Source organism: Microbacterium psychrotolerans (genome assembly GCF_031085295.1).
Lineage (GTDB): Bacteria > Actinomycetota > Actinomycetes > Actinomycetales > Microbacteriaceae > Microbacterium > Microbacterium psychrotolerans.
Genome location: NZ_JAVFWO010000002.1, coordinates 26,559 through 46,506, shown reverse-complemented (window position 1 = coordinate 46,506; position 19,948 = coordinate 26,559). Strand labels below are relative to the sequence as shown.

Below are 19,948 nucleotides of genomic sequence, written 5' to 3'. Positions count from 1 at the left end.
GTCGGGAGTGGGACTCGCCTATGCAAGAGGGATGAGCCTGCCCGGTACGGTGAAGCGATGCGACAGATCCCCGGAGCATGGCACCGCACGGCGGCGGGTGCCGGACTCGTCGGCGCCGACGGGTCGATCCACCCCACCATCTTCGCGGAGATGTCGGCCCTGGCGGCCCACACCGGCGCGATCAACCTCGGTCAGGGGTTCCCCGACGAGGACGGGCCGGCCGAGGTGCTGAACGCCGCCCGCGCGGCGATCGCGAACGGCGCCAATCAGTACCCGCCGGGGCGCGGCATCCCGGATCTTCTGTCTGCCATCGCGGAGCACCAGGAGCGGTTCTACGGTCTGCAGCTGGACCCCACCCGCGAGGTGCTCGTGACGGCCGGGGCGACCGAGGCGCTCGCCGCGGCGCTGCTCGCGCTGCTCGACGACCCCGAGGACGAGGTGGTCGTCTTCGAGCCCTACTACGACTCGTACGCGGCGGTGGCGGCGCTGGCCGGCGCGCGCCTGGTGACCGTGCCGTTGCGCTGGCCGGACTTCCAGCCCGACCTCGACGACCTCCGTGCCGCCGTCAGCGACCGCACGCGCGTGATCCTGGTGAACGACCCGCACAACCCGACCGGCGCTGTGTTCCACCCGGACGTGCGCGACGAGATCGTGCGCCTCGCGACGCGCCATGACGCCGTCATCATCACCGACGAGGTGTACGAGCATCTGGTCTTCGACGAGCCGCATGTCCCGCTCGCGACTCTGCCGGGAGCGGGCGACCGCACACTGACGATCTCATCCGGCGGCAAGACCTTCTCGACCACCGGCTGGAAGATCGGTTGGGTCTCCGGCCCCGCCCCGCTGATCGACGCCGTGCTCGCGGTGAAGCAGTTCCTCACTTACGTCAACGGCAGCCCCTTCCAGCCCGCCATCGCGACCGGACTCCGCCTGGGCGACGACTTCTTCCGCGGCATCGCCGACACCCTGCGGGCGAAGCGCGATCTGCTCGGCGAGGGCTTGCGCACGGCGGGATTCGACGTGTCGACACCGGCCGGTTCGTACTTCACCGTCGCCGACGCCCGAGCGCTGGGAGCGACGGATGCCGCGGCGTTCTGCCGCGCGCTCCCCGAGCGCGCCGGGGTCGTCGCGATCCCTCTCACTGCATTCGCGACGCCCGAGCGCCGCAGCGAGTACGCCACGCTGGTGCGGTTCGCGGCGTGCAAGCGCGTCGACGTGCTCGAGGAGGCGGCCTCCCGTCTCGCCCGCCTCAGGTGAGGCCGGCGCTCAGCGCTTCTCGACCCGGTAGCGGCGGAGCGCGAGCGCAGGATTGACGCGCCGCACGCGCTCGATCGCCCCGATGTCGAGATGCGCCACGGCGACGTCGGTCGACGTGCCGACGGCGGCGAGCTCGACGCCCAGCGGATCGACGATGAGCGAGTTGCCCACGCCCAGGGGCGGCGGATGGTCCGCCGCGGCGACGAACACCGTGTTCTCGATCGCCCGCGCGTGCAGCAAGGTGCGCCAGTGGTGCTCCTTGAGCGGCCCGCGCACCCACTCGGCCGGCACCACGAAGACGTCCGCTCCCGCATCGACCAGCAGCCGGCCCACCTCGGGGAAGCGCAGGTCATAGCAGGTCATGAGGCCGAATCGCAGACCGGCGAGCTCGAACGTCTGCGGCGGTGCCGGATCCCCGGGCTCCACCCAGTCCGATTCGCGTTGCCCGAAGGCGTCGTAGAGGTGCAGCTTGCGGTAGTGCGCGATCAGCCCGGTCGCATCGACGGCGACGGCGGTGTTGCGCACGCGGCGCTCGTCGCTCGCCCGCTCGAGCAGGCCCGCCACGATCACCACGTCGTGTCTGCCCGCAATATCCGTCAGGGCGCGCACGAACGGGCCGTCGAGGTCCTCGGCGTTCTCGGCGAGCGACTCGTCGAACGGGTCGACGAAGTAGCTCGAGTACTCGGGGAAGACCACCACCCGCGCGCGGCGAGCGGATGCCGTCGCCACGAGGTGCTCGATCGATTCGACGTTGCCCGCAGCGTCGGCGGTGGGGGCGAACTGCGCGACCCCGATCGGCAGCGTGTCGGTCATCGGCGCTCTCCGTTCGTGCGGATCCGGGAGCGCATGATGGCCGGCGCGATGAGCCACAGCGCCAGGATGAGCACGGCCAGCGGGATCAGCGCCCACCACCCTGCGGACCCGCCGAGGACGACGTCGAACACGAACGCCACCACGCCGACGACCAGCACCGACACCGTCAGCAGTGCGGTGATGAGACATCCGTGGCCGTAGCGGACGACCGCGGGCTTGGCGCGCTGCTGGAAGAGGACGCGATGCAGGGCGACCGGGGCGAGGGCCACGATCGAGCTGATCGCGGAGAGGAGCACCAGGCCGAGGTAGACGGTTCGTTGGCTGTCCGACAGATCAGCGAACGCGGGCTGGAACGCGAGCGCGAGCAGGAAGCCCGTGAGGATCTGCGTGCCGGTCTGGAGCACACGCAGCTCCTGCAGCACCTCGTTCCAATTCCGGTCGGCGCGCTCCTCCGGCGTCTCGTCGCGACCGTCCACGCGGTCGTCCAGTGGGTCGGTGTCGCGGTCGACGGGCATGCGCTCATCCTGTCGCGCGGGGCGGCGGCACAGCAACCCGCCCCCTGCCGTGTTCATGTGCACTCGAAACCCGTGTTAGGCTATTCCTTGTGCCGCGGGGTGGAGCAGCTCGGTAGCTCGCTGGGCTCATAACCCAGAGGTCGCAGGTTCAAATCCTGTCCCCGCAACAGAAAACGAAGAAGAGGGCGTCCCGTCAGGGACGCCCTCTTCTTCGTCTTGTCCTACGAGACCGGCGCCGCGAACCTGCTTCTCGAGGTCCCGCGCCGCGGAGGGCGGAGTCACTCGGGCGGATCCATTGCGCCGCTGAGGTCGTCGAGGAAGCGCTCGATGACCGAGAGCTCGGACTCGTCGTATTGCATGGCGATCGCGCGCATGGCACGCAGGCGCTCGCCGAAGACCCGGAAGAAGGCCTGGCGGGCCGCCTCCGTCAGCACCACGACGCGACCGCGGCGGTCGGTCGGGTGCGGGCGGCGCTCCACGTGCCCGGAATCGACGAGCCGGTCCAGCAGCTTGGTCGTCGACGCAGTGGAGATCCGCAGGTGCCGGGCGATGTCGCGCGGGCTCACCGATTGCTCCTGGCGCTCGCGTATGACCAGCAGCCGAAGCGCCGCGACGTCGGTGGCGTTCATGTGCATGTCGTCCTTCATGCCGCTGTGCATGCGCTCCATGGCGTCGCTGACGGCGCGAATCGACGTGAGCACACGCATCACCGCGTGCTCATGATTCGTCTGCGGTTGCCAGCGCTCGGACTTCATGGACGTTCCCTCCGACCCGTTGTAGCATCGCATAAGAGAAATTGCTAGTTTGGCTAGCAATTAAGAAAGGGAGTGATCGGATGCCCGACACCGACCACGTGGTGCTGCTCGACGACGAGGGCAACCCGATCGGCACCGCGCCCAAGTCGAGCGTGCACGGTCCTGACACCGCTTTGCATCTGGCGTTCTCGTGCCACGTGCTCAACAGCGAGGGGCAGGTCCTGCTCACCCGCCGGGCGCTGAGCAAGCGCACCTGGCCGGGCGTCTGGACGAACTCGTTCTGCGGTCATCCTCGTCCGGCAGAGCCCGTCCTCTCCGCGGTCCGGCGCCACGCGGACTTCGAGCTCGGCATCACGCTGACTGACATCCGGGTGGCGCTCCCCCTGTTCCGCTACCGCGCCACCGATGCGAACGGCATCGTCGAGCACGAGGTGTGCCCCGTCTACATCGCGCACACCGATGACGAGCCGGTGCTGAACCCGCTCGAGGTCGTCGACGCCCGCTGGGTCGAGCCCGAGGCGATCGCGACCTCGCTCGAGGCGACGCCCTGGGCGTTCAGCCCGTGGCTGGTGCTCCAGGCCGAGCAGCTCCACCTCTTCGACGCGCCCTCACGTCAGCGCCGCGCATCATGATCCCGGCGGCGACCGACCCCGACCTGCAGATCGCCATCGACGGGGCGCTGGCGAGGATCCGCGAGCGCGCCGGGGAGTTGGGTCCGGCATTCGGCGCGCTGGCGGACGCCATCACCCGCGCCGCGCACGGCGGCAAGCGGCTGCGTCCGGCTCTGGTCACGGCATCGTTCGACGCATTCCGCACCGACGATGCCAACGGCTCGGCCGCACTCTCCGTCGCGGCCGCTTTCGAGCTGCTCCACACCGCGTTCGTGGTGCATGACGACGTGATCGACCACGACACCGTGCGCCGCGGCGTGCCCAACATCGGCGGTGAGTTCCGGTTGCGCGCGCGGGACGGCGGCGCCGGCGCGGAGGGCGCGGCACTCCTCGGCGACGCCGCCGCCATCCTCGCCGGCGACATCCTGCTCCACGAGGCGTTCCGGCTGGTCGCGATGGCGCACACCGATGACGGGACCCGCGATCGCCTCCTCACGCTTCTCGACGACGCCATCCTGGTCTCCGCCGCCGGCGAGCTCGCGGATGTGGAGAACAGCGTCGCGACGCGGCATCCCTCCCGCGGCGCGACGCTCGACACGGCGTTCAACAAGACGGCCGTGTACTCGTTCCGCGCGCCGATGCAGGCCGGCGCTCTGCTGGGCGGCGCGGACGCCGAAGCGCTGCGCGTGCTCGGAGACGCGGCCGGACGCCTCGGACTCGCCTTCCAGCTCGTCGACGACCTCATTGGCGCCTTCGGCACCACGCAGCAGACGGGCCGGGACACCGGGCCTGACCTCCGCGAGAACAAGCGGACACCGCTGGTCGCGTTGGCGCGCGAATCCGCCGCCGCCGGCCGCGTCGACGAAGCCCTCGCCCTCGCCCGGACAGGCCCCGTGGCGGTTCGCGAGGCGCAGTCCGTCCTCGAGTCCAGTGGTGCGCGCGAACGCATGGTCGCTCTGATCTGCGAGACCCTCGAGGCGGTGCGCACGGCATCCGACGACCCGGCTCTGCCGGCTCGCGCCGGCGTCCTCCTGCGCACTCTCGCCGACGGCATCGAAGGGCGAGTCCCGTGAGCGGCACCCGCGGCCGCGCGGCGACCGGGCTGGCGCTCTACGACCGGACTGCTGCGGATGCCGCCGCCATCGTGATCGCCCGCTACTCGACCTCGTTCGGGCTCGCGTGCCGCCTTCTCGGGCCGCGGCCACGCCCGCACGTGCGGAACATCTATGCGCTCGCGCGCATCGCGGACGAGATCGTCGACGGGCCGGCCGCCGAGGCGGGGCTGTCGCGGGAAGCCATGGAGGACGTGCTGGACCAGCTGGAGCAGGAGGTGCTCGACGCGACGCTCCGCGGTTTCAGCTCGAACCTCGTCGTGCACGCCTTCGCCGGCACCGCGCGCGAATGCGGGATCGGCGCCGACCTGGTGGCACCGTTCTTCGCGTCCATGCGGACCGATCTCCACACGCACCGGCACGACGCCGCCTCGCACGACGCCTACGTCTACGGCTCGGCCGAGGTCATCGGCCTGATGTGCCTGCAGGTGTTCGTCAACGCGGGCGCTCCGCATCCCGTCGCTCCGTCAGCGGAGCTGGTGGACGGCGCCCGACGGCTCGGCGCCGCCTTTCAAGACGTGAACTTCCTGCGGGACCGCAGCCACGACGACGCGGTGCTCGGCCGCGACTACCTGGGCCCGGCCGCCGGCGACGGAGACCGTGCCGCCGTCCTCGATCGCATCGACGCGGATCTCGCCGCCGCCGCCCGCGCCATCCCGGCGCTGCCGGCGGACTGCCGCCGCGCCGTGACCGCCGCACACGACCTGTTCGCCGAACTCGCGGCACGCCTTCGGGCCTGCGCCGACGGAGACGCCCGGGTGCGCGTACCCGACGCCGTCAAGGCGCGGCTCGCGGCACGCGCGCTGCTGGGATTCGCTCCACGGGAGGCACGCGCATGAGCACGCAGGATTCGCCGCGACGCGCGGTCGTCATCGGGGGCGGCATCGGAGGGCTGGCCGCAGCGGCGCTGCTGGCCGCCGAGGGCTGGGACACCGCTCTGTTCGAGGCACGGGATGAGCTGGGCGGACGCGCCGGATCGTGGGAGCACGAAGGCTTCCGCTTCGACACGGGGCCCAGCTGGTACCTCATGCCCGAGGTGTTCGACCACTTCTTCCGGCTGCTCGGGACGACCGCCGATCGCGAGCTCGACCTCGTGCCGCTCGATCCGGCGTACCGCGTCTACTCGGACCCGTCCACCGGTCTCGACCCACTCGACGTCCGATCCGGACGCGCCGCCGCGACGGCGCTCTTCGAGAGCGTGGAGCCGGGTGCCGGAGCACGGTTGGACGCCTACCTGGACTCCGCCGCCGACGCGTACGACCTCGCCGTCAACCGCTTCCTGTACGACACGTACGAGACGACCGCGGGACTCAGAGACCCCGCCCTGCTGCGCCGCATGCCGCGCCTCGCGCCCCTGCTCACCCGAACGCTCGCGCGCCACGTCGAGACCCGCTTCGCAGATCCACGCCTGCGTCAGATCCTCGAGTACCCCGCCGTGTTCCTGGGGGGATCGCCGTACGGCGTGCCCAGCCTGTACCACCTGATGAGCCACCTCGATCTCGACGATCGCGTGCTGTATCCGCGCGGCGGCTTCACCGAGCTGATCCGGGCGGTCGAGCGCCTGGCGGAGGCATCCGGAGTCGTCATCGAGACGGGAGCGCGCGTCACGTCGATCACGACGGAAGCCGGGGCTGCGACCGGCGTCGAACTCGCCGACGGGCGTTGTGTCAGCGCCGATCTCGTGGTGTCGGGCGCGGACCTGCACCACACCGAGACGCAGCTCGTCGCTCGCGCCGAGCAGACGTACCCCGAGGAGTGGTGGCGTTCGCGCACGCCGAGCCCGGGCGCGCTGCTCGTCATGCTGGGCGTCGAGGGCGCACTGCCGCAGCTCGCCCACCACACACTGCTCTTCCGGCAGGACTGGCGCGCCGGCTTCGACGACATCTTCGGCCCGCATCCGCGGATCCCCGATCCTGCCTCCCTCTACATCTGCCGCCCGAGCGCCACAGACCCCAACGTGGCGCCTCCCGAGCACGAGAATCTCTTCGTGCTCGTCCCCGTGCCCGCGGACCCCAGCCTCGGGCACGGGGGCATAGACGGCGACGGAGAGCCTCGCATCGAGACCGCCGCCGACCGGGTGATCGCGCAGATCGCCGATTGGTGCGGCATCCCCGACCTGGCGAGCCGCATCGTCGTGCGCCGCACGGTCGCGCCGGGCGACTTCGCCGACGACCTGGGCGCCTGGCGCGGCAACGCGCTCGGCCTCGCACATACGCTCCGTCAGAGCGCCGTCTTCCGGCCCCGGAACGCCTCTCGCACGGTCGACGGACTGTCCTACGTCGGCGCCTCGACGCTTCCCGGCATCGGCCTGCCGATGTGCCTCATCTCTGCCGAGCTCGTCGTCAAGCGGCTCCGCGGTGACCGGTCTCCCGGTCCCCTCGCGGAACCTGCGAGAGTGTGACGGTGCCCGGAATCTACCTCGCGGCGATCCTCGCCTCCACAGTGGGCGTGCTGCTGATCGATCGACGCTGGCGGCTCGCCGCGTGGGCGGCGCGTGGCCGGACGCTGGCAGCTGTGGGCATCGGCACGGCGTTCTTCCTGGTCTGGGATGCCGTCGGCATCGCCACGGGCGTCTTCGTCAAAGGCGACAGTCCGCTGCTGCTCGGAATCGACCTCGCACCGCACCTCCCGCTCGAGGAGCCGTTCTTCCTGGCCTTCCTGAGCTATCTCGCGCTGGTGGCCTGGGCGGGCGCGCAGCGCATGCTGGAGCGTCGCCGGACGGATGCCGCCGCCTCGCCGTCGGAGGCAGCCCGATGACCTATCCCCTCATCGTCCTGCCGTTCGTGGCGATCACGGCGGTCGTCACCCTGCTGACGGCCCGGCGGCCCGGCTTCGCGCGGAGGATGACGGCGTCTGCCATCGCCGCCGGACTCCTGGTCGTCCTGACCGCCGTGTTCGACAACCTGATGATCGCCGCCGGTCTCTTCACCTATCCCGCATCGCTCATCTCGGGGGTGCGGATCGGCCTGGCTCCGATCGAGGACTTCGCGTACCCGGTGTGCGCGGCGTTCCTCGTGCCCTCGGTGTACACGCTCCTCGGGGCGGCGCGGTCGCCGCGGCAGGAGGCGCGACCGTGACCGCCGCACCACCGCTTCGCGCCGGCGCCGCGGCACGGCAGCTGCTGATCGCCTCACGGCCGGTGAGCTGGATCAACACCGCGTACCCGTTCGCCGCCGCGTACCTCCTCACCACACGCCAGGTCGACGCGACGCTCGTCATCGGCACGCTGTTCTTCCTCGTGCCGTACAACCTCGCGATGTACGGCATCAACGACGTGTTCGACTACGAGTCCGACCTGCGCAACCCCCGCAAGGGAGGCGCGCACGGTGCCGTGCTCGACCGGCGGATGCACCGGGTGACGCTGTGGGCCGCAGGCCTGCTGTGCCTCCCCTTCGTCGCGTACCTCCTGGTGATCGGCTCACCCGTCTCGTGGCTGGTGCTCGCCGCGAGCCTGTTCTTCGTCGTCTTCTACAGCGCGCCGCCGCTGCGGCTGAAGGAGCGGCCGTTCCTGGACTCGGCGACCAGCAGCATCCACTTCTTCTCCCCCGCCGTGTACGCGCTCGTGCTCGCCGGCGCGACCTGGACCCTCCCGCTCGTGGCACTGATCGTCGCCTTCGCGCTGTGGGGCGTCGCTTCCCACGCGTTCGGGGCGGTTCAGGATGTCGTCGCCGACCGGGAGGCCGGCATCGCGTCGATCGCGACGGCACGAGGGGCGCGCTGGACCGTGCGCTTCGCGCTCGCCTGCTATGTCGCGGCCGGCCTCGCCATGCTCGCCACGACCTGGCCCGGACCGCTGGCCGCGGTGCTCGCCATCCCCTACCTCGTGACGGTCTGGCCGTACCGCTCCGTCACCGACGCCGACGCGGCCACCGCCACCGGCGGCTGGAGGCGCTTCCTCTGGCTGAACCAGCTGTCGGGCTTCGTGGTGACGCTGCTGCTCATCTGGTACGCCGTCCTCACCGGCTGAGCCCGGCTACTGCCCGGCGGTTCCAGCCCTGCCGGCCCTGGCGCGAGTCGCCCGCATGCATGAAGGGCCGTCCAGCTTCCGCTGGACGGCCCTTCGCGTCGATCTGGGCTTACTGCTCGCCGAGCTCGATGAGCTTCTCGATGGCGGCGGTGAGCCGGTCGTCGGCCTCTCCGTAGGCCGCCCAGTCGCCCTGCTCGAGTGCGGTCTGCCGGTCGACCAGCGCCTGCTGCGCGTCCTGCAGCGCGGCCTGGTACTCGTCGGTCGGCTCCTCCGGCGTCGTGGGCTCGGTGGGCTCGGGCGACGGCTCGGGTGCGGGCGTCGCGCCCGGGGTGGGCTCGACGTCGGTGTCACCGGCGTCAGCGCCCGAATCGCCGCCGAACAGCGTGTCGAGCGCTTCGTTCAGCGTGTCTTCGAACGCGATGTCCTTGCCGAAGGAGACCAGCACCTTCTGCAGCTTGGGCAGCTTCGTCGCGCCGGACGACTGCACGAACACGGGCTGCACATAGAGCAGACCACCGCCGACGGGCAGCGTGAGCAGGTTGCCCTTCAGCACATCCGAGTCGCCCTGCTTCAGGATGTTGACGAACGACGACACCTCTGGCTGCGAGTCGAAGTCGTTCTGCACCTGACCGGGTCCCGAGACGGGTGTGTCGGCGTCGATCACCAGCATCCGGAGCTTGCCGTAGTCGTCGTTCTTCACGCCGGCTTCACTTCCGGCATTCGAGTTGACCGCGAGGTAGCCCATGAGGACGTTGCGGGCGTTCCCTCCCGTCGACGACGGGATGAACGACGTGAACATCGAATACGTCGGCGCCTCTTCACCCGGCATCTGCATCGTCAGGTAGTAGGGCGGCTGCAGCGCGGTGTCGTCCTGCGGGTCGTTCGGCGTCTGCCAGCGGTTGTCGCTCTGGTAGAACGACCGCGCGTCGTCCACGTGGTACACGCCGAGGATCGTGCGCTGCACCTTGAAGAGGTCCGTCGGGTACCGCACGTGGCTCATCAGGTCGGCCGACATCTCGCTGATCGGCTCGATCGTCGACGGGTACACCTTCTGCCACGCCTGGAGGATGGGGTCCTCCTCATCCCACGCGTACAGCTTCACCGAACCGTCGTACGCGTCGACCGTGGCCTTCACCGAGTTGCGGATGTAGTTGATGTCGTCCAGCGCGAAGCGCGGCGCGGGGTTGCTGGAGTCCGAGATCGCCGACGTCAGGCTGACCGTCGACGAGTACGGGTAGTTGGCGCTCAGCGTGTAGCCGTCGATGATCCAGACGATGCGGCCGTCGACGACGCTCGGGTAGGCGTCGTTGTCGAGCGTCAGGTAGGGGGCCACCTTCTGCACGCGCTCGCGGGGGTTGCGGTCGTAGAGGATCTGGGACTCGGAGTTGACGTAGTCCGAGAACAGGATCTGCTCGGCCTGGAACTTCAGCGCGTAGACGAGGCGGTTGAACACGTTGCCGAGACTCGGCCCGCCGTCGCCCTCGAACGTCGTCTTCTGCTCGCCCGAGGCGGCGTCGCCGCCCTCCGGGTAGTCCAGCTCGGCCGGCGGGGTGCCCTCGGGCGCGCCGACGATCGAGTACGGCGGCGAGGACTCGCCGAAGTACACGCGGGGCTGGAAGTCGTCCTGATCCGTCAGGAAGCCGCTGGCCGGGATGCCGCGCTCCAGGAACACCGGGTCGCCGTCGCCGGTGCGGTCGTTGCCCTTCGCCACCACGATGCCGTAGCCGTGCGTGTACACGACCGCGGAGTTCTGCCAGTCCGCGGCATTGCCGAGCTGGTCCAGGTTGAGCTCCCGGACCGACACGACGGTGTCCTGCGATACGCCGTCCCGCTCGTAGCGGTCCACGTCGAGCGGATCGGCGAACTGGTAGTACGACCGATACTGCTCGAGCTGGCGCACGTTGGGCGAGATGATCGCGGGGTCCATGATCCGCACCTGCGCGGTCGTGGCCGCATCGTCGCGCAGCTGGCCGGGCTCGGCATCCGTCACCGCGGCGAAGTCCTCCTGCTCGAGGCCGGAGACGCCGTACGCCTGATGCGTCATGTCGACGTTGCGCTGGTAGTACTCCTCTTCGAGCGAGAAGCGGTTCGGCTGCACCTGGAACGTGTTGACGACCCACGGGTAGCCGACGCCGACGACGATGGCCGAGACCACGAGGAGGGCCGTCGCGATGAGCGGGTAGCGCCAGCGGCCGATGATGGCGGTGACGAAGAACAGGATCGCGACGATGACCGCCACGATGGCAAGGATCGTCTGCCCGGGGATGATGGCGTTGACGCCGGTGTAGCCGGGGCCGGTGATGCGGTCGTCCGCGCCGGACTCGACGAGGGTCTTGTACCGGTCGAGCCAGAGGCTCGCGCCCTGCACCAGGAGGTACAGGCCCGCGATGACCGCGAGCTGGATGCGTGCGGACTTGGAGATCCGCAGCTCTCGCTGGCCCACCCGCACCGAGCCATAGAGGTACGACACGAGAGCCGTCACGAGCAGGCAGATCAGCAGCACTGCCGAAGCGAAGCCGATGAGCGAGCTCCAGAACGGCATGGCGAACATGTAGAAGCCGGTGTCGAGGTGGAACTCGGGGTCGGTGGTGTCGGTGGCGACGCCGTTGAACCACAGCCACGTCGTCTCCCACTGGGCCGAGGCCGCGAAGCCGGCGAAGAAGCCGAAGAAGACGGGGATGCCCCACATCGCGAGGCGCCTCAGCGGCTCGACGACCTCCTGATAGCGGTCGAGCTGCGAGCTCAGCCGTGCGTAGACGGGGCGGAGGCGGTACGCGAGCTGGATCGACAGCCACACCGGCACGGCCATCCCGAGGAAGCCGACCACGAACATCACGACACGAGCGACCCACTGGGTCAGCAGCACCTCCGTGAACCCGAGCTGGTCGAACCAGAGCCAGTCCGCGTAGAGGCTCGCGAAGACGAAGAACGCCACCACGAGGGCGGCGATGATCGCGAGCGTGATGGCGATGACGCGGCGGGTGCGGGAGGGTGTGGCCGGAGTCGGCGACGAGGTCGTGGTCACCGTCCCATCCTAGGCGGCGGATTCAGGGCGGCCGCCTTGTCCTCCCTGGGCGAACTCTCGGAATCGCGCAACGTTTCGGGCACGATCCCCCGCGTCACTTCGCCCTGCAGGTGGGCAGCGCGTCGAGGTCGCCTCCGTCGCGCACGGCGTCGAGGACGGCGAGCGCGTCGTCGAGGTCCTCGACCGAGAAGACCCGCAGATCGCCCGGGATGTGGCCGACCACCTCGTCGCAGTTCGCGTCGGGCGCGAGGAACCAGTCGGCGCCGGCGTCCAGTGCGCCCCACATCTTCTGACGGATGCCGCCGATCGGGCCGACCTCGCCGTCCGCCGTGATCGTGCCCGTGCCGGCGAACTGCTCGCCGCCGTTCAGTTCGTCCGGCGTCAGGGTGTCGATGATGCCGAGCGCGAACATCATTCCCGCGCTCGGGCCGCCGACGTTGTTGAGCTGGATCGTGACGTCGATCGGGAAGTCGTAGTCGGTGATGAGGTTGACGCCGAGCACCCACGCCGTCTCGCCGCTCTCGTCGGTGAGCTCCTTCGGTGTCACCGAGACCGTCTGCTGCTGCCCGCCACGCTCGATGACGAGCTCCACCGGGGCGCCGTCGCCGTCGTTGATGACTCTGCGCAGGGTCGACACCTCCGTCACCGCCTCGCCATCGGCCTCGAGAATGATGTCGCCGTCCTCGAGGATGCCCTCGGCGGCGGCCCCGTCGATGACCGAGTACACCGACAGCTGCGCGCCCACGTCGTAGCCGAGCTCGGTGAGCGCGGCCGCCGTCGCCTCGTGCTGCGAGTCGACCATCATCTGAGCGCTCTCCTCGTTGCGCTCCTCGGTGGTCTGGTTCGCGGGGAACACGGTGTCGATCGGCATGACCGCGCGGCTGGGGTCGAACCACGCCATCGCGAGCTCGAACCACGACGGCGTGTGCTCGCGGTTGCCCTGCACCTGCACGGTGAGAAGGTCGAGGGAGCCGTCGGTGGGGAAGGTTTCCGCGCCCTCGACGGAGATGAGCGGCACCTCCTCGCCGTCCGCGTTCTCGGCGGTGCCGAGGGTGTTGTAGACCGGTCCGGGCCGCTGGATCACGTACGACGTCGGCAGGAACGTGATGATCAGCAGCACGACCATCGCGACGGCGAGCGCCCACACGCCGACGAGGGTGCGCCGGGACATCCGCTGTCGCGGGGCGGGCTCGATCGTCGTGTTCTCGTCGAACAGGGCCACGCGGGACCTCTCTTCCGTGCCTTGTCGATGGATGCGCGGTCGTTCGCGACCGGCGTAAGGCGTTCGGGGTCCCTGCCGGGGAGTGCGACGGATGCTGCGACTAGCGTAGAGCGCAACGTCATCGACCGGCTGAAAGGCGGCTGAAGTGGCAGACGACGACACTCCTGGCGACGGGCCCAGCCCAGAGGACGACTTCCAGGAGCTCATCCGCCAGTTGTTCGGCGGTTCCGCGGGCGACTTCGATCCGGAGCAGCTCTCCCGACTGTCGGGCATGAACATCGATCCCGCCATGATGCAGGCGGTCATGCGCCAGCTCCAGGGCGCGTTCGAGAACGCAGACGAGAGCGGCATCTCGTGGGACATGGCGAAGCGCCAGGCACTGCACATCGCGAACCAGGAGGGACTGGGCGTCACCACCGGCCAGCGCACCGACCTGGATCAGGCGTTCTCGCTGGCCACCCTGTGGCTGAGCGAGGCGACCACGATCTCGGAGCTGCCCGCTCCCCCGGTGACGCTCACGCGCGGCGCCTGGGTCGAGGCCACCCTCCCGGTGTGGGAGGAGCTCGCCGCACCCGTCGCCACGAGCATCGCCGATGCGCTGACCACAGCGCTGAGCGAGCAGGCGCCCGAGGACATGCAGGGCCTCGTGCAGGGCGCGGGACGCCTCATGCGGACGGTGGGCGGCTCACTCTTCGCGTCGCAGCTCGGCCAGGTCGTCGGCAACCTCTCCAAGGAGGTCGTGAGCGGCGGCGACGTCGGCATCCCGCTGATGCCCGACGGCGAGGCCGCCATCCTCCCCCAGAACTTCGCCGACTTCGGCCGCGACCTCGAAGTGCCCGACGACCAGCTCGCGCTGTATGCGGCCACACGCGAGCTTGCGCATGCGCGCCTGTTCCGCCACGCGCGGTGGCTGCGTCTGCACGTGATCTCGCAGGTGACTGACTTCGCGCGGGGCGTGCACGTCGACACGGACGCGCTGGAGGATCTCGCCACCCGCTTCGACCCGTCCGAGCCGGAAGAGCTCCGCAAGGCCATCGAGAGCGGCGCGCTGCTCCCGGCACGCTCGGAGGCGCAGGACGCCGCCCTCGCGCGTCTCGAGAACCTCCTCGCGACCATCGAGGGCTGGGTCGAGGTCGTCACCGAGGATGCGACATCGCGCCTGCCCGCCGCCCAGCGTATCGCCGAGGCAGTGCGTCGTCGTCGCGCGGTCGGCGGCCCCGCCGAGCGCGCGCTGGGCTCGCTCGTGGGCCTCGAGATCCGTCCGCGCCGCATGCGCGAGGCCGCGGCGATGTGGCGTGCCGTGACGGATGCCGTGGGTCCGGCGGCGCGGGACGCGCTGTGGGACTACCCCGATCTCATGCCGGCCGCCGCCGACATCGACGACCCGGCCGCTCTCGTGGCCCGCCTCGAGGCCCGCGCACGGGGCGAGGAACCGGCGCGCGACGAGATGGACGATGCTCTCGCCCGTCTCCTCGCGGGCGAGGAGCCAGGGGCGGCCGAGGCCGAGCCCGGCGGTGCGGCGCCGGCAGCCGGGAGCGGATCCGAGGGAACCGCGCCGGAGGACGCGTCGGACGAGGAGGACGGGGGCGGCGCTCCCGACGATCACCGGCCGGTGTGACCGGTCGGGGGCGGCTCCTCCCCAGGCCGTGACAGCCCGCTGGACAGGAGCGGCGCCTGTGGAAACCGGCCGAGCCCGACATCGCGTGCGGCAGGATCGGGCGCATGCTGCGACTCGACCCCTCGTATCCGCCGGTGTGGCGTACCGACACCGCCCTCCAGTTCGGCTCCGAGCCGGTCGCGATCCTCGAGGACCCCGAGCCCTGGCAGCTGCGCGTGCTGCGCGAACTCGAGCGCGGGGTCCCCGACGGCGCGTTCGACCCGTTCGCGCGGGCGCTCGGCGCGCCTGACGCCGCCGCGGCCACCCGGTTCCTCAGCCGGATCCGGCGTGCGCTGACGACGGATGCCGCAGCCCGGCGTCGCGTCGCGCTGCACTGCGCGCCCGACGTGCCCGCACATCATCGCGACGTCGTAGGCACCGGTCTCGCGGCGGCGGGCTGCGACGTCGATGTCGCCCATCCTTTCGATCGCCTCGACAATGCCGACCCCGACGCGGCTGCCGTGGTGTTCGTGGTGCACCGCCTCGTCGCGCCCGGTGCGGCCGCCGCCCTGATGGGCGCCGACATCGCCCACGTGCCGGTGGCGCTCACCGGTTCGGGGGCGGAGATCGGCCCCTTCGTGGAGCCGGGTCGCACGGCCTGCCTCGCATGCGTGGCCGCACAGCGCCGCGACGACGACCCGTCGTGGCCGGCCGTCGCGGCGCAGCTGCTCGGACGACCGGTCGAGACGGAGCCGGCAGTGCTGTGGGAGGCGGGGATCGTGGCGGCGCGGCTCATCGCGGAGCGCGCGCGGAGTCCCTCGGCGTCGCGGACGCGGTCGGTGACCCTGCGCGCCGGTTCGCTCCACCGGAACGTCCGGTCGCACCGCCCGCACGCAGAGTGCCGCTGCCGATCTCTCGCAGGAACCGCGACGGCTGCCGCTCCCGTACGCCTCGCGACCAGGTCAGCGACAGCGTTCGCCCAGCCCGCGTGATGCCCACGTACGCCAGGCGCCGTTCCTCGTCGACCTGCTCGAAGGTCGTCGCGTACGAGATCGGCAGCAGCCCCTCCGCGACGCCGATGAGATGCACGTGGTCCCATTCCAGACCCTTCGCCGCATGCAGCGTCGCCAGGGTGACCGTGCGCATCGCCGGCTCGTCGTGGACCTTCGCCCGAGCGGTGAGCTCGTCGGTGAACGCCCGCAGGGTGGTGCCAGCAGGCGCCTCCTGCGCCAGACGCAGCAGCGCGGCACGCGCCTCCCACGCATCGCGCAGCGCACCGCCGGCCTCCGGGGGCTCATCGGTGAGGCCCCGGGAGCGCAGGATGTCGCGCACCGTGTCGACGAAGCCGCTCTCGATGGGCGCCACCGACGCCGCACGCAGCTCCATGACCGCCTGCCGGACCTCCGGCATGTCGAAGAAGCGCCGCCCGCCCAGCACGCTCGTCGCGATGCCGGCGTCGGCCAGAGCCGCGACGAGCTCGGCCGACTGCGCGTGCGCGCGGTAGAGCACCGCGATGTGTCCGGGGTCGGCGCCTCCCGCGATCTGCTCGGCGATGCGCGTGGCCACCGCACGAGCCTCGGAGCGGTCGTCCTCGAACGCCGTCACCGTCGGGACGGGCGCCTCGGCGGCGGCCTCCGTGGATCGCCGAGCGGCCGCGGTCAGGTGGAGGGCGCCGGGGCGTCCGCGCATCAGCTCGTTCGCGACCGCCAGGATCGGCGCATCCGAACGGTAGTTCGTCTCGAGCCGCACGACGCGGGCGGCCTCGTACCGCGACGGGAAGTCGAGGAGGAAGGAGGCATCGGCGCCGGCGAACGAGTAGATCGTCTGGCTGGCATCGCCCACGACGCAGATGTCGCGGCGGTCCCCCAGCCAGAGCTCGAGCAGTCGGTTCTGCAGCGGCGAGACATCCTGGAACTCGTCGACCGTGAAGTGCCGGTACTGCTCGCGCACCGCTTTGGCGACCTGCGGCTCCGCTTCCAGCATGCCCGCGCACGCGAGGAGGACGTCCTCGAAGTCGAGCTGCCGCCGCTCGTCCTTGAGCTTCTCGTACGCGTGCTGCAGCGCGACGACCCGATCCACGCCGAGGCGCCCCACGCCGTTGGGCCGCGCCGCGACGTAGCCGTCGACGCTGAGCATCGACACCTTCCGCCACTCGATCTCGGAGGCGACGTCGCGCAGCGTCGCCACGTCGGGCGAGAGGCCGATGCTGTCGGCCGCGTGCGCGAGCAGGCGCACCTTGTTGTCGATGATCCCCGGAGCGCTGTCACCGGCCAGCGTCGGCCAGAAGAAGTTCAGCTGCGCGAGCGCCGCCGCATGGAAGGTGCGTGCCGCGACGCCGCCGACGCCCATCGCCCGCAGCCGCCCGCGCATCTCGCCGGCCGCCTTGGTCGTGAATGTCACCGCCATCACGCGTCCCGGCGAGTACGCGCCTGTGTCGACCCCGTGGGCGATGCGATGCGTGATGACGCGGGTCTTCCCGGTGCCGGCGCCGGCGAGCACGACGACCGGCCCGCGCAGCGCGGTCGCCGCCTCCCGCTGGTTGTCGTCGAGCCCCGCGAGCACGTCGACGCTCATGCGTGCTCCGCGTGCCAGTCGGCGATCAGGCGATGCGCGATGGAGGCGCGACCGGGCAGCACGACATCGCCTTCGCCCGCGAGCGCACGGCCGATCTCGTCGCGGGTGAACCAGCGCACGGCGGCGATCTCTTCGCCGTCGGCCTCCGCCGCGGCGTCGTCGAGCGCGGCCGCCAAGAAGCCGACCATGAGCGAGCGAGGGTACGGCCATGCCTGCGAACCGCGGTAGGTGACGACGCCGACCTCCACTCCGGCCTCCTCAGCCACCTCGCGGCGCACGGCCCCCTCCAGCGACTCCCCGGCCTCGACGAATCCGGCGAAGCATGAGAACCGGTCGGCGCCCCACAGGGCATTGGAGCCCAGGAGCAGCAGGTCGGGGTCCTCGGCGCTCGTGATGGCGACGATCACCGCGGGGTCGGTGCGCGGGAAGTGCTGGCGCCCGCAGTTCGGGCATCGGCGGGACCAGCCGGCGTCGCCGAGGGTGGTCCGGTGGCCGCACGCAGGGCAGAACGGGGCGTCCAGCAGCCACCGCCCGAGGCTCAGGGCCTCGACGAAGGCGCCCGCCTCCGCCGCCGAGAGCGCCGCACCGGCCGAGCGCAGGCCCGCCCAGCCCGCCGGAGCGGAGAACAGTTCGTCCTCCGGCGTCGGGAACACCGCCGCCAGCAGCGCGCCACCGTCGGGGTGCCGCCCGAGGAAGGCCCACTCGGCACCGTCGGGCACGTCCGCCGGCGCCCGCCACAGCAGTGCATCAGGTGTCACCAGCGGTGCCGAGTCGCCCGCGATCACCAGCACGCGGGTCGCGGCATCCGACTTCAGCGCTTCGACCAGACCGGGCGTGAGTCGCTCCTCGGCCGCGCGGTCGAGACCGGGGCGTGCCAGCGGAGGAAGGCTCGTGCTGTCGGGCGCCGTCATCGAACATGCTCCGCTTCGTCGTTCAGGGCCGGGCGTGGCGCGGGGACGGACGAGCGCGACCGACCTACCCTGGGCACATGGCACGCTCACCCCTCACTCTAGCCGCGTCGGTCACGTCGGCTCTGCCTCGGGTCGGCGTCGTCGGGGTCGGGGCCCTCACCGAGGGATCGACCGGTCGCTACGACGCCGCGGTCGCCGACCTGGACGACGGCCGGCGCGTCGTGGTGCGGGTTCCCGCGGATCCGTCGGCGGGAACCGAGCTCGCCGCCGAGGTGCGCGCGCTGCGCGCACTGACCCCGGGTGTGCGGGGTCTGCTTCCCTTCCGCGCGCCGGAGCTGCTGGGCGAAGCCGGACTCGGCGATACGCGCGTCGTGGTCGTCGACTTCCTTCCCGGCTACCGGGTCGATGCCGCGCACCTGCCGGCCGGCCGCGGTGCAGCCACCTCTCTCGGTGCCGCGCTGGCCGCGCTCCACGCACTGCCGCAGTCGATCGTCAAAGGCGAGGGGCTCCCGGCCCGCACACCGCCCCAGGTCCGCGCCGACGTCACGCGCCTCATCGAACGCGCCGTCGCGACCCGCCGGCTCCCGGTGAGTCTCGCGCGCCGCTGGCATCGCGCGGCGGACTCCGACGACCTCTGGCGCTTCGAGTCCGCCGTCGTGCTCGGCGGCGCGGGTGCAGCCTCGTTCCTGTTCGAGGACCTTGACGGCGTGCCCACGGTCACGGGCCTGCTCGAATGGCACGGACTGTCGATCGGCGACCCGGCGACGGATCTGCAGTGGCTGGCGTCCGCCCCTGAGGCGGCGGCCGACGTGTACGCCGCCTACGTGGCGGGCAGCGATCGTGCCCCGGATGCCCGTGCCCGCGAGCGCTCGCGCCTGTACGCAGAGCTCGAATTCGCGAAGTGGCTGGTGCACGGGCACGACGTGGACCGCGACGACATCGTCGCCGATGCCGTCGAACTCCTGGAATCGCTGGCCGCAGGAGTGTCCGGAGACGACATCGTGTCGGATGCCGCGCTCGACGTCGATGACGCCATCGCCCTCCTCGAACGGACGCCCGACGCGACGCCGTCGACGGTCGACACCTCGATGCACACCGACGCGTACGATCCGGAAGAGCTCGCACAGTGGGTGGCCGACGAAGAGGCCGACACGGGTCCGGTGCGGGAGAGTGCAGCACGTTTCGACACCGAGGAGCTCACCGAGGCCGACCTCGCCGCCTTCCGCGACGTGGTCCGTGACGCCGACCGCGCCCCCGTCACTGCGGCGGCGGAGGCGATCCCTCCCTCCGATGACGTCTCCACGGCACCGATCGCGCTGCCGCATCTGTCGCCCGCGCAGTTCCCTGCGCCCGCGACGCACGACGACGAGACCGGGACGGATGCCGCGGCCGAGGCCGAACGCGCCTCCGAGGCGGCGCTCCGCCGTTGGCGCGCGGACTGAACTCGACGTCGAACGGCGCGACGCTGGTCCCGCCGTTCGACCTGCGTCGCGACACGGAGGTGCCGCGCGCCGCAATGGTGGCGCGCCGTGCGCCCACACCGGCACCGCGTCGCGAGCCCCCCAGCGGAGGCTGGCCCCCGCCGTCCC

The 19,948-nt window shown here is 71.2% G+C and carries 17 protein-coding genes and 1 tRNA gene; 11 read left to right on the top strand and 7 right to left on the bottom strand.

Going from position 1 to position 19,948, the window contains the following annotated elements:
• Positions 1 to 57 precede the first annotated feature (57 nt).
• A complete protein-coding gene (locus Q9R08_RS04700; RefSeq protein ID WP_308866702.1) occupies positions 58 to 1,257 on the top strand; it encodes an aminotransferase class I/II-fold pyridoxal phosphate-dependent enzyme in 1,200 nt (399 codons plus the stop codon).
• A 9-nt stretch (positions 1,258 to 1,266) separates the two neighbouring features.
• On the opposite strand, the gene Q9R08_RS04695 is transcribed toward Q9R08_RS04700, so the two are convergent.
• Positions 1,267 to 2,070 (bottom strand): carbon-nitrogen hydrolase family protein, encoded by an 804-nt coding sequence (locus tag Q9R08_RS04695; RefSeq protein ID WP_308866701.1) that lies wholly within the window; start codon positions 2,068 to 2,070, stop codon positions 1,267 to 1,269.
• Positions 2,067 to 2,585, bottom strand: a complete 519-nt coding sequence (locus Q9R08_RS04690; protein ID WP_308866700.1) for a DUF6328 family protein — start codon at positions 2,583 to 2,585, stop codon at positions 2,067 to 2,069. Before Q9R08_RS04690 ends, Q9R08_RS04695 begins: the two co-directional genes overlap by 4 nt.
• Before the next feature lie 93 nt (positions 2,586 to 2,678).
• On the opposite strand from Q9R08_RS04690, the gene Q9R08_RS04685 reads away from it, so the two are divergent.
• A tRNA-Met gene (locus Q9R08_RS04685) sits at positions 2,679 to 2,752 on the top strand.
• Positions 2,753 to 2,863: 111 nt separating this feature from the next.
• Here Q9R08_RS04685 and Q9R08_RS04680 read toward each other — a convergent pair.
• Positions 2,864 to 3,340 (bottom strand): MarR family winged helix-turn-helix transcriptional regulator, encoded by a 477-nt coding sequence (locus Q9R08_RS04680; RefSeq protein WP_308866699.1) that lies wholly within the window; start codon positions 3,338 to 3,340, stop codon positions 2,864 to 2,866.
• An 80-nt stretch (positions 3,341 to 3,420) separates the two neighbouring features.
• Here Q9R08_RS04680 and idi point away from each other — a divergent pair, with 80 nt between their 5' ends.
• From idi to Q9R08_RS04645, 7 genes are read left to right on the top strand one after another with little or no spacing between them, the layout of a single operon-like run.
• A complete protein-coding gene (gene idi / locus Q9R08_RS04675) occupies positions 3,421 to 3,972 on the top strand; it encodes an isopentenyl-diphosphate Delta-isomerase (RefSeq protein WP_308866698.1) in 552 nt (183 codons plus the stop codon).
• The gene (locus Q9R08_RS04670; RefSeq protein ID WP_308866697.1) at positions 3,969 to 5,024 is read left to right on the top strand and encodes a polyprenyl synthetase family protein; all 1,056 of its coding nucleotides are present in this window, start codon (positions 3,969 to 3,971) and stop codon (positions 5,022 to 5,024) included. Before idi ends, Q9R08_RS04670 begins: the two co-directional genes overlap by 4 nt.
• Positions 5,021 to 5,902, top strand: coding sequence for a squalene/phytoene synthase family protein (locus Q9R08_RS04665; protein ID WP_308866695.1), 882 nt, complete (start codon positions 5,021 to 5,023; stop codon positions 5,900 to 5,902). Before Q9R08_RS04670 ends, Q9R08_RS04665 begins: the two co-directional genes overlap by 4 nt.
• Positions 5,899 to 7,464, top strand: coding sequence for a phytoene desaturase family protein (gene crtI, locus Q9R08_RS04660; protein ID WP_308866694.1), 1,566 nt, complete (start codon positions 5,899 to 5,901; stop codon positions 7,462 to 7,464). Before Q9R08_RS04665 ends, crtI begins: the two co-directional genes overlap by 4 nt.
• A 2-nt stretch (positions 7,465 to 7,466) precedes the next feature.
• Positions 7,467 to 7,820: a lycopene cyclase domain-containing protein gene (locus tag Q9R08_RS04655; RefSeq protein ID WP_308866692.1), complete on the top strand. Its 354-nt coding sequence runs from the start codon at positions 7,467 to 7,469 to the stop codon at positions 7,818 to 7,820.
• The gene (locus Q9R08_RS04650) at positions 7,817 to 8,140 is read left to right on the top strand and encodes a lycopene cyclase domain-containing protein (protein ID WP_308866691.1); all 324 of its coding nucleotides are present in this window, start codon (positions 7,817 to 7,819) and stop codon (positions 8,138 to 8,140) included. Before Q9R08_RS04655 ends, Q9R08_RS04650 begins: the two co-directional genes overlap by 4 nt.
• Positions 8,137 to 9,030, top strand: coding sequence for a prenyltransferase (locus tag Q9R08_RS04645; protein WP_308866690.1), 894 nt, complete (start codon positions 8,137 to 8,139; stop codon positions 9,028 to 9,030). The genes Q9R08_RS04650 and Q9R08_RS04645 overlap by 4 nt, the downstream gene beginning before the upstream one ends.
• Before the next feature lie 109 nt (positions 9,031 to 9,139).
• On the opposite strand, the gene Q9R08_RS04640 is transcribed toward Q9R08_RS04645, so the two are convergent.
• Together Q9R08_RS04640 and Q9R08_RS04635 are read right to left on the bottom strand one after the other, a co-directional pair.
• The gene (locus tag Q9R08_RS04640; RefSeq protein ID WP_308866689.1) at positions 9,140 to 12,055 is read right to left on the bottom strand and encodes a UPF0182 family membrane protein; all 2,916 of its coding nucleotides are present in this window, start codon (positions 12,053 to 12,055) and stop codon (positions 9,140 to 9,142) included.
• A 94-nt stretch (positions 12,056 to 12,149) separates the two neighbouring features.
• On the bottom strand, positions 12,150 to 13,277 hold the full coding sequence (locus Q9R08_RS04635; RefSeq protein ID WP_308866687.1) for a YlbL family protein: 1,128 nt from the start codon (positions 13,275 to 13,277) through the stop codon (positions 12,150 to 12,152).
• A 145-nt stretch (positions 13,278 to 13,422) separates the two neighbouring features.
• On the opposite strand from Q9R08_RS04635, the gene Q9R08_RS04630 reads away from it, so the two are divergent.
• On the top strand, positions 13,423 to 14,895 hold the full coding sequence (locus Q9R08_RS04630) for a zinc-dependent metalloprotease (protein ID WP_308866686.1): 1,473 nt from the start codon (positions 13,423 to 13,425) through the stop codon (positions 14,893 to 14,895).
• A gap of 771 nt (positions 14,896 to 15,666) precedes the next feature.
• Here Q9R08_RS04630 and Q9R08_RS04625 read toward each other — a convergent pair.
• Both Q9R08_RS04625 and nudC read right to left on the bottom strand, forming a co-directional pair.
• Positions 15,667 to 17,448, bottom strand: coding sequence for an ATP-dependent helicase (locus Q9R08_RS04625; protein WP_308866685.1), 1,782 nt, complete (start codon positions 17,446 to 17,448; stop codon positions 15,667 to 15,669).
• Complete coding sequence (gene nudC / locus Q9R08_RS04620) at positions 17,445 to 18,359, bottom strand: NAD(+) diphosphatase (protein ID WP_308866684.1); 915 nt, start codon at positions 18,357 to 18,359, stop codon at positions 17,445 to 17,447. The genes Q9R08_RS04625 and nudC overlap by 4 nt, the downstream gene beginning before the upstream one ends.
• 77 nt (positions 18,360 to 18,436) lie before the next feature.
• On the opposite strand from nudC, the gene Q9R08_RS04615 reads away from it, so the two are divergent.
• Positions 18,437 to 19,801 (top strand): phosphotransferase, encoded by a 1,365-nt coding sequence (locus Q9R08_RS04615; protein ID WP_308866683.1) that lies wholly within the window; start codon positions 18,437 to 18,439, stop codon positions 19,799 to 19,801.
• The last annotated feature ends 147 nt before the right edge of the window (positions 19,802 to 19,948 follow it).

Bases quoted from the DNA above. Each gene is read 5' to 3' on its own strand.
- Q9R08_RS04700 (WP_308866702.1), top strand. From the start codon at position 58: ATGCGACAGATCCCCGGAGCATGGCACCGCACGGCGGCGGGTGCCGGA.
- Q9R08_RS04695 (WP_308866701.1), bottom strand. From the start codon at position 2,070: ATGACCGACACGCTGCCGATCGGGGTCGCGCAGTTCGCCCCCACCGCC.
- Q9R08_RS04690 (WP_308866700.1), bottom strand. From the start codon at position 2,585: ATGCCCGTCGACCGCGACACCGACCCACTGGACGACCGCGTGGACGGT.
- Q9R08_RS04680 (WP_308866699.1), bottom strand. From the start codon at position 3,340: ATGAAGTCCGAGCGCTGGCAACCGCAGACGAATCATGAGCACGCGGTG.
- idi (WP_308866698.1), top strand. From the start codon at position 3,421: ATGCCCGACACCGACCACGTGGTGCTGCTCGACGACGAGGGCAACCCG.
- Q9R08_RS04670 (WP_308866697.1), top strand. From the start codon at position 3,969: ATGATCCCGGCGGCGACCGACCCCGACCTGCAGATCGCCATCGACGGG.
- crtI (WP_308866694.1), top strand. From the start codon at position 5,899: ATGAGCACGCAGGATTCGCCGCGACGCGCGGTCGTCATCGGGGGCGGC.
- Q9R08_RS04650 (WP_308866691.1), top strand. From the start codon at position 7,817: ATGACCTATCCCCTCATCGTCCTGCCGTTCGTGGCGATCACGGCGGTC.
- Q9R08_RS04625 (WP_308866685.1), bottom strand. From the start codon at position 17,448: ATGAGCGTCGACGTGCTCGCGGGGCTCGACGACAACCAGCGGGAGGCG.
- nudC (WP_308866684.1), bottom strand. From the start codon at position 18,359: ATGACGGCGCCCGACAGCACGAGCCTTCCTCCGCTGGCACGCCCCGGT.
- Q9R08_RS04615 (WP_308866683.1), top strand. From the start codon at position 18,437: ATGGCACGCTCACCCCTCACTCTAGCCGCGTCGGTCACGTCGGCTCTG.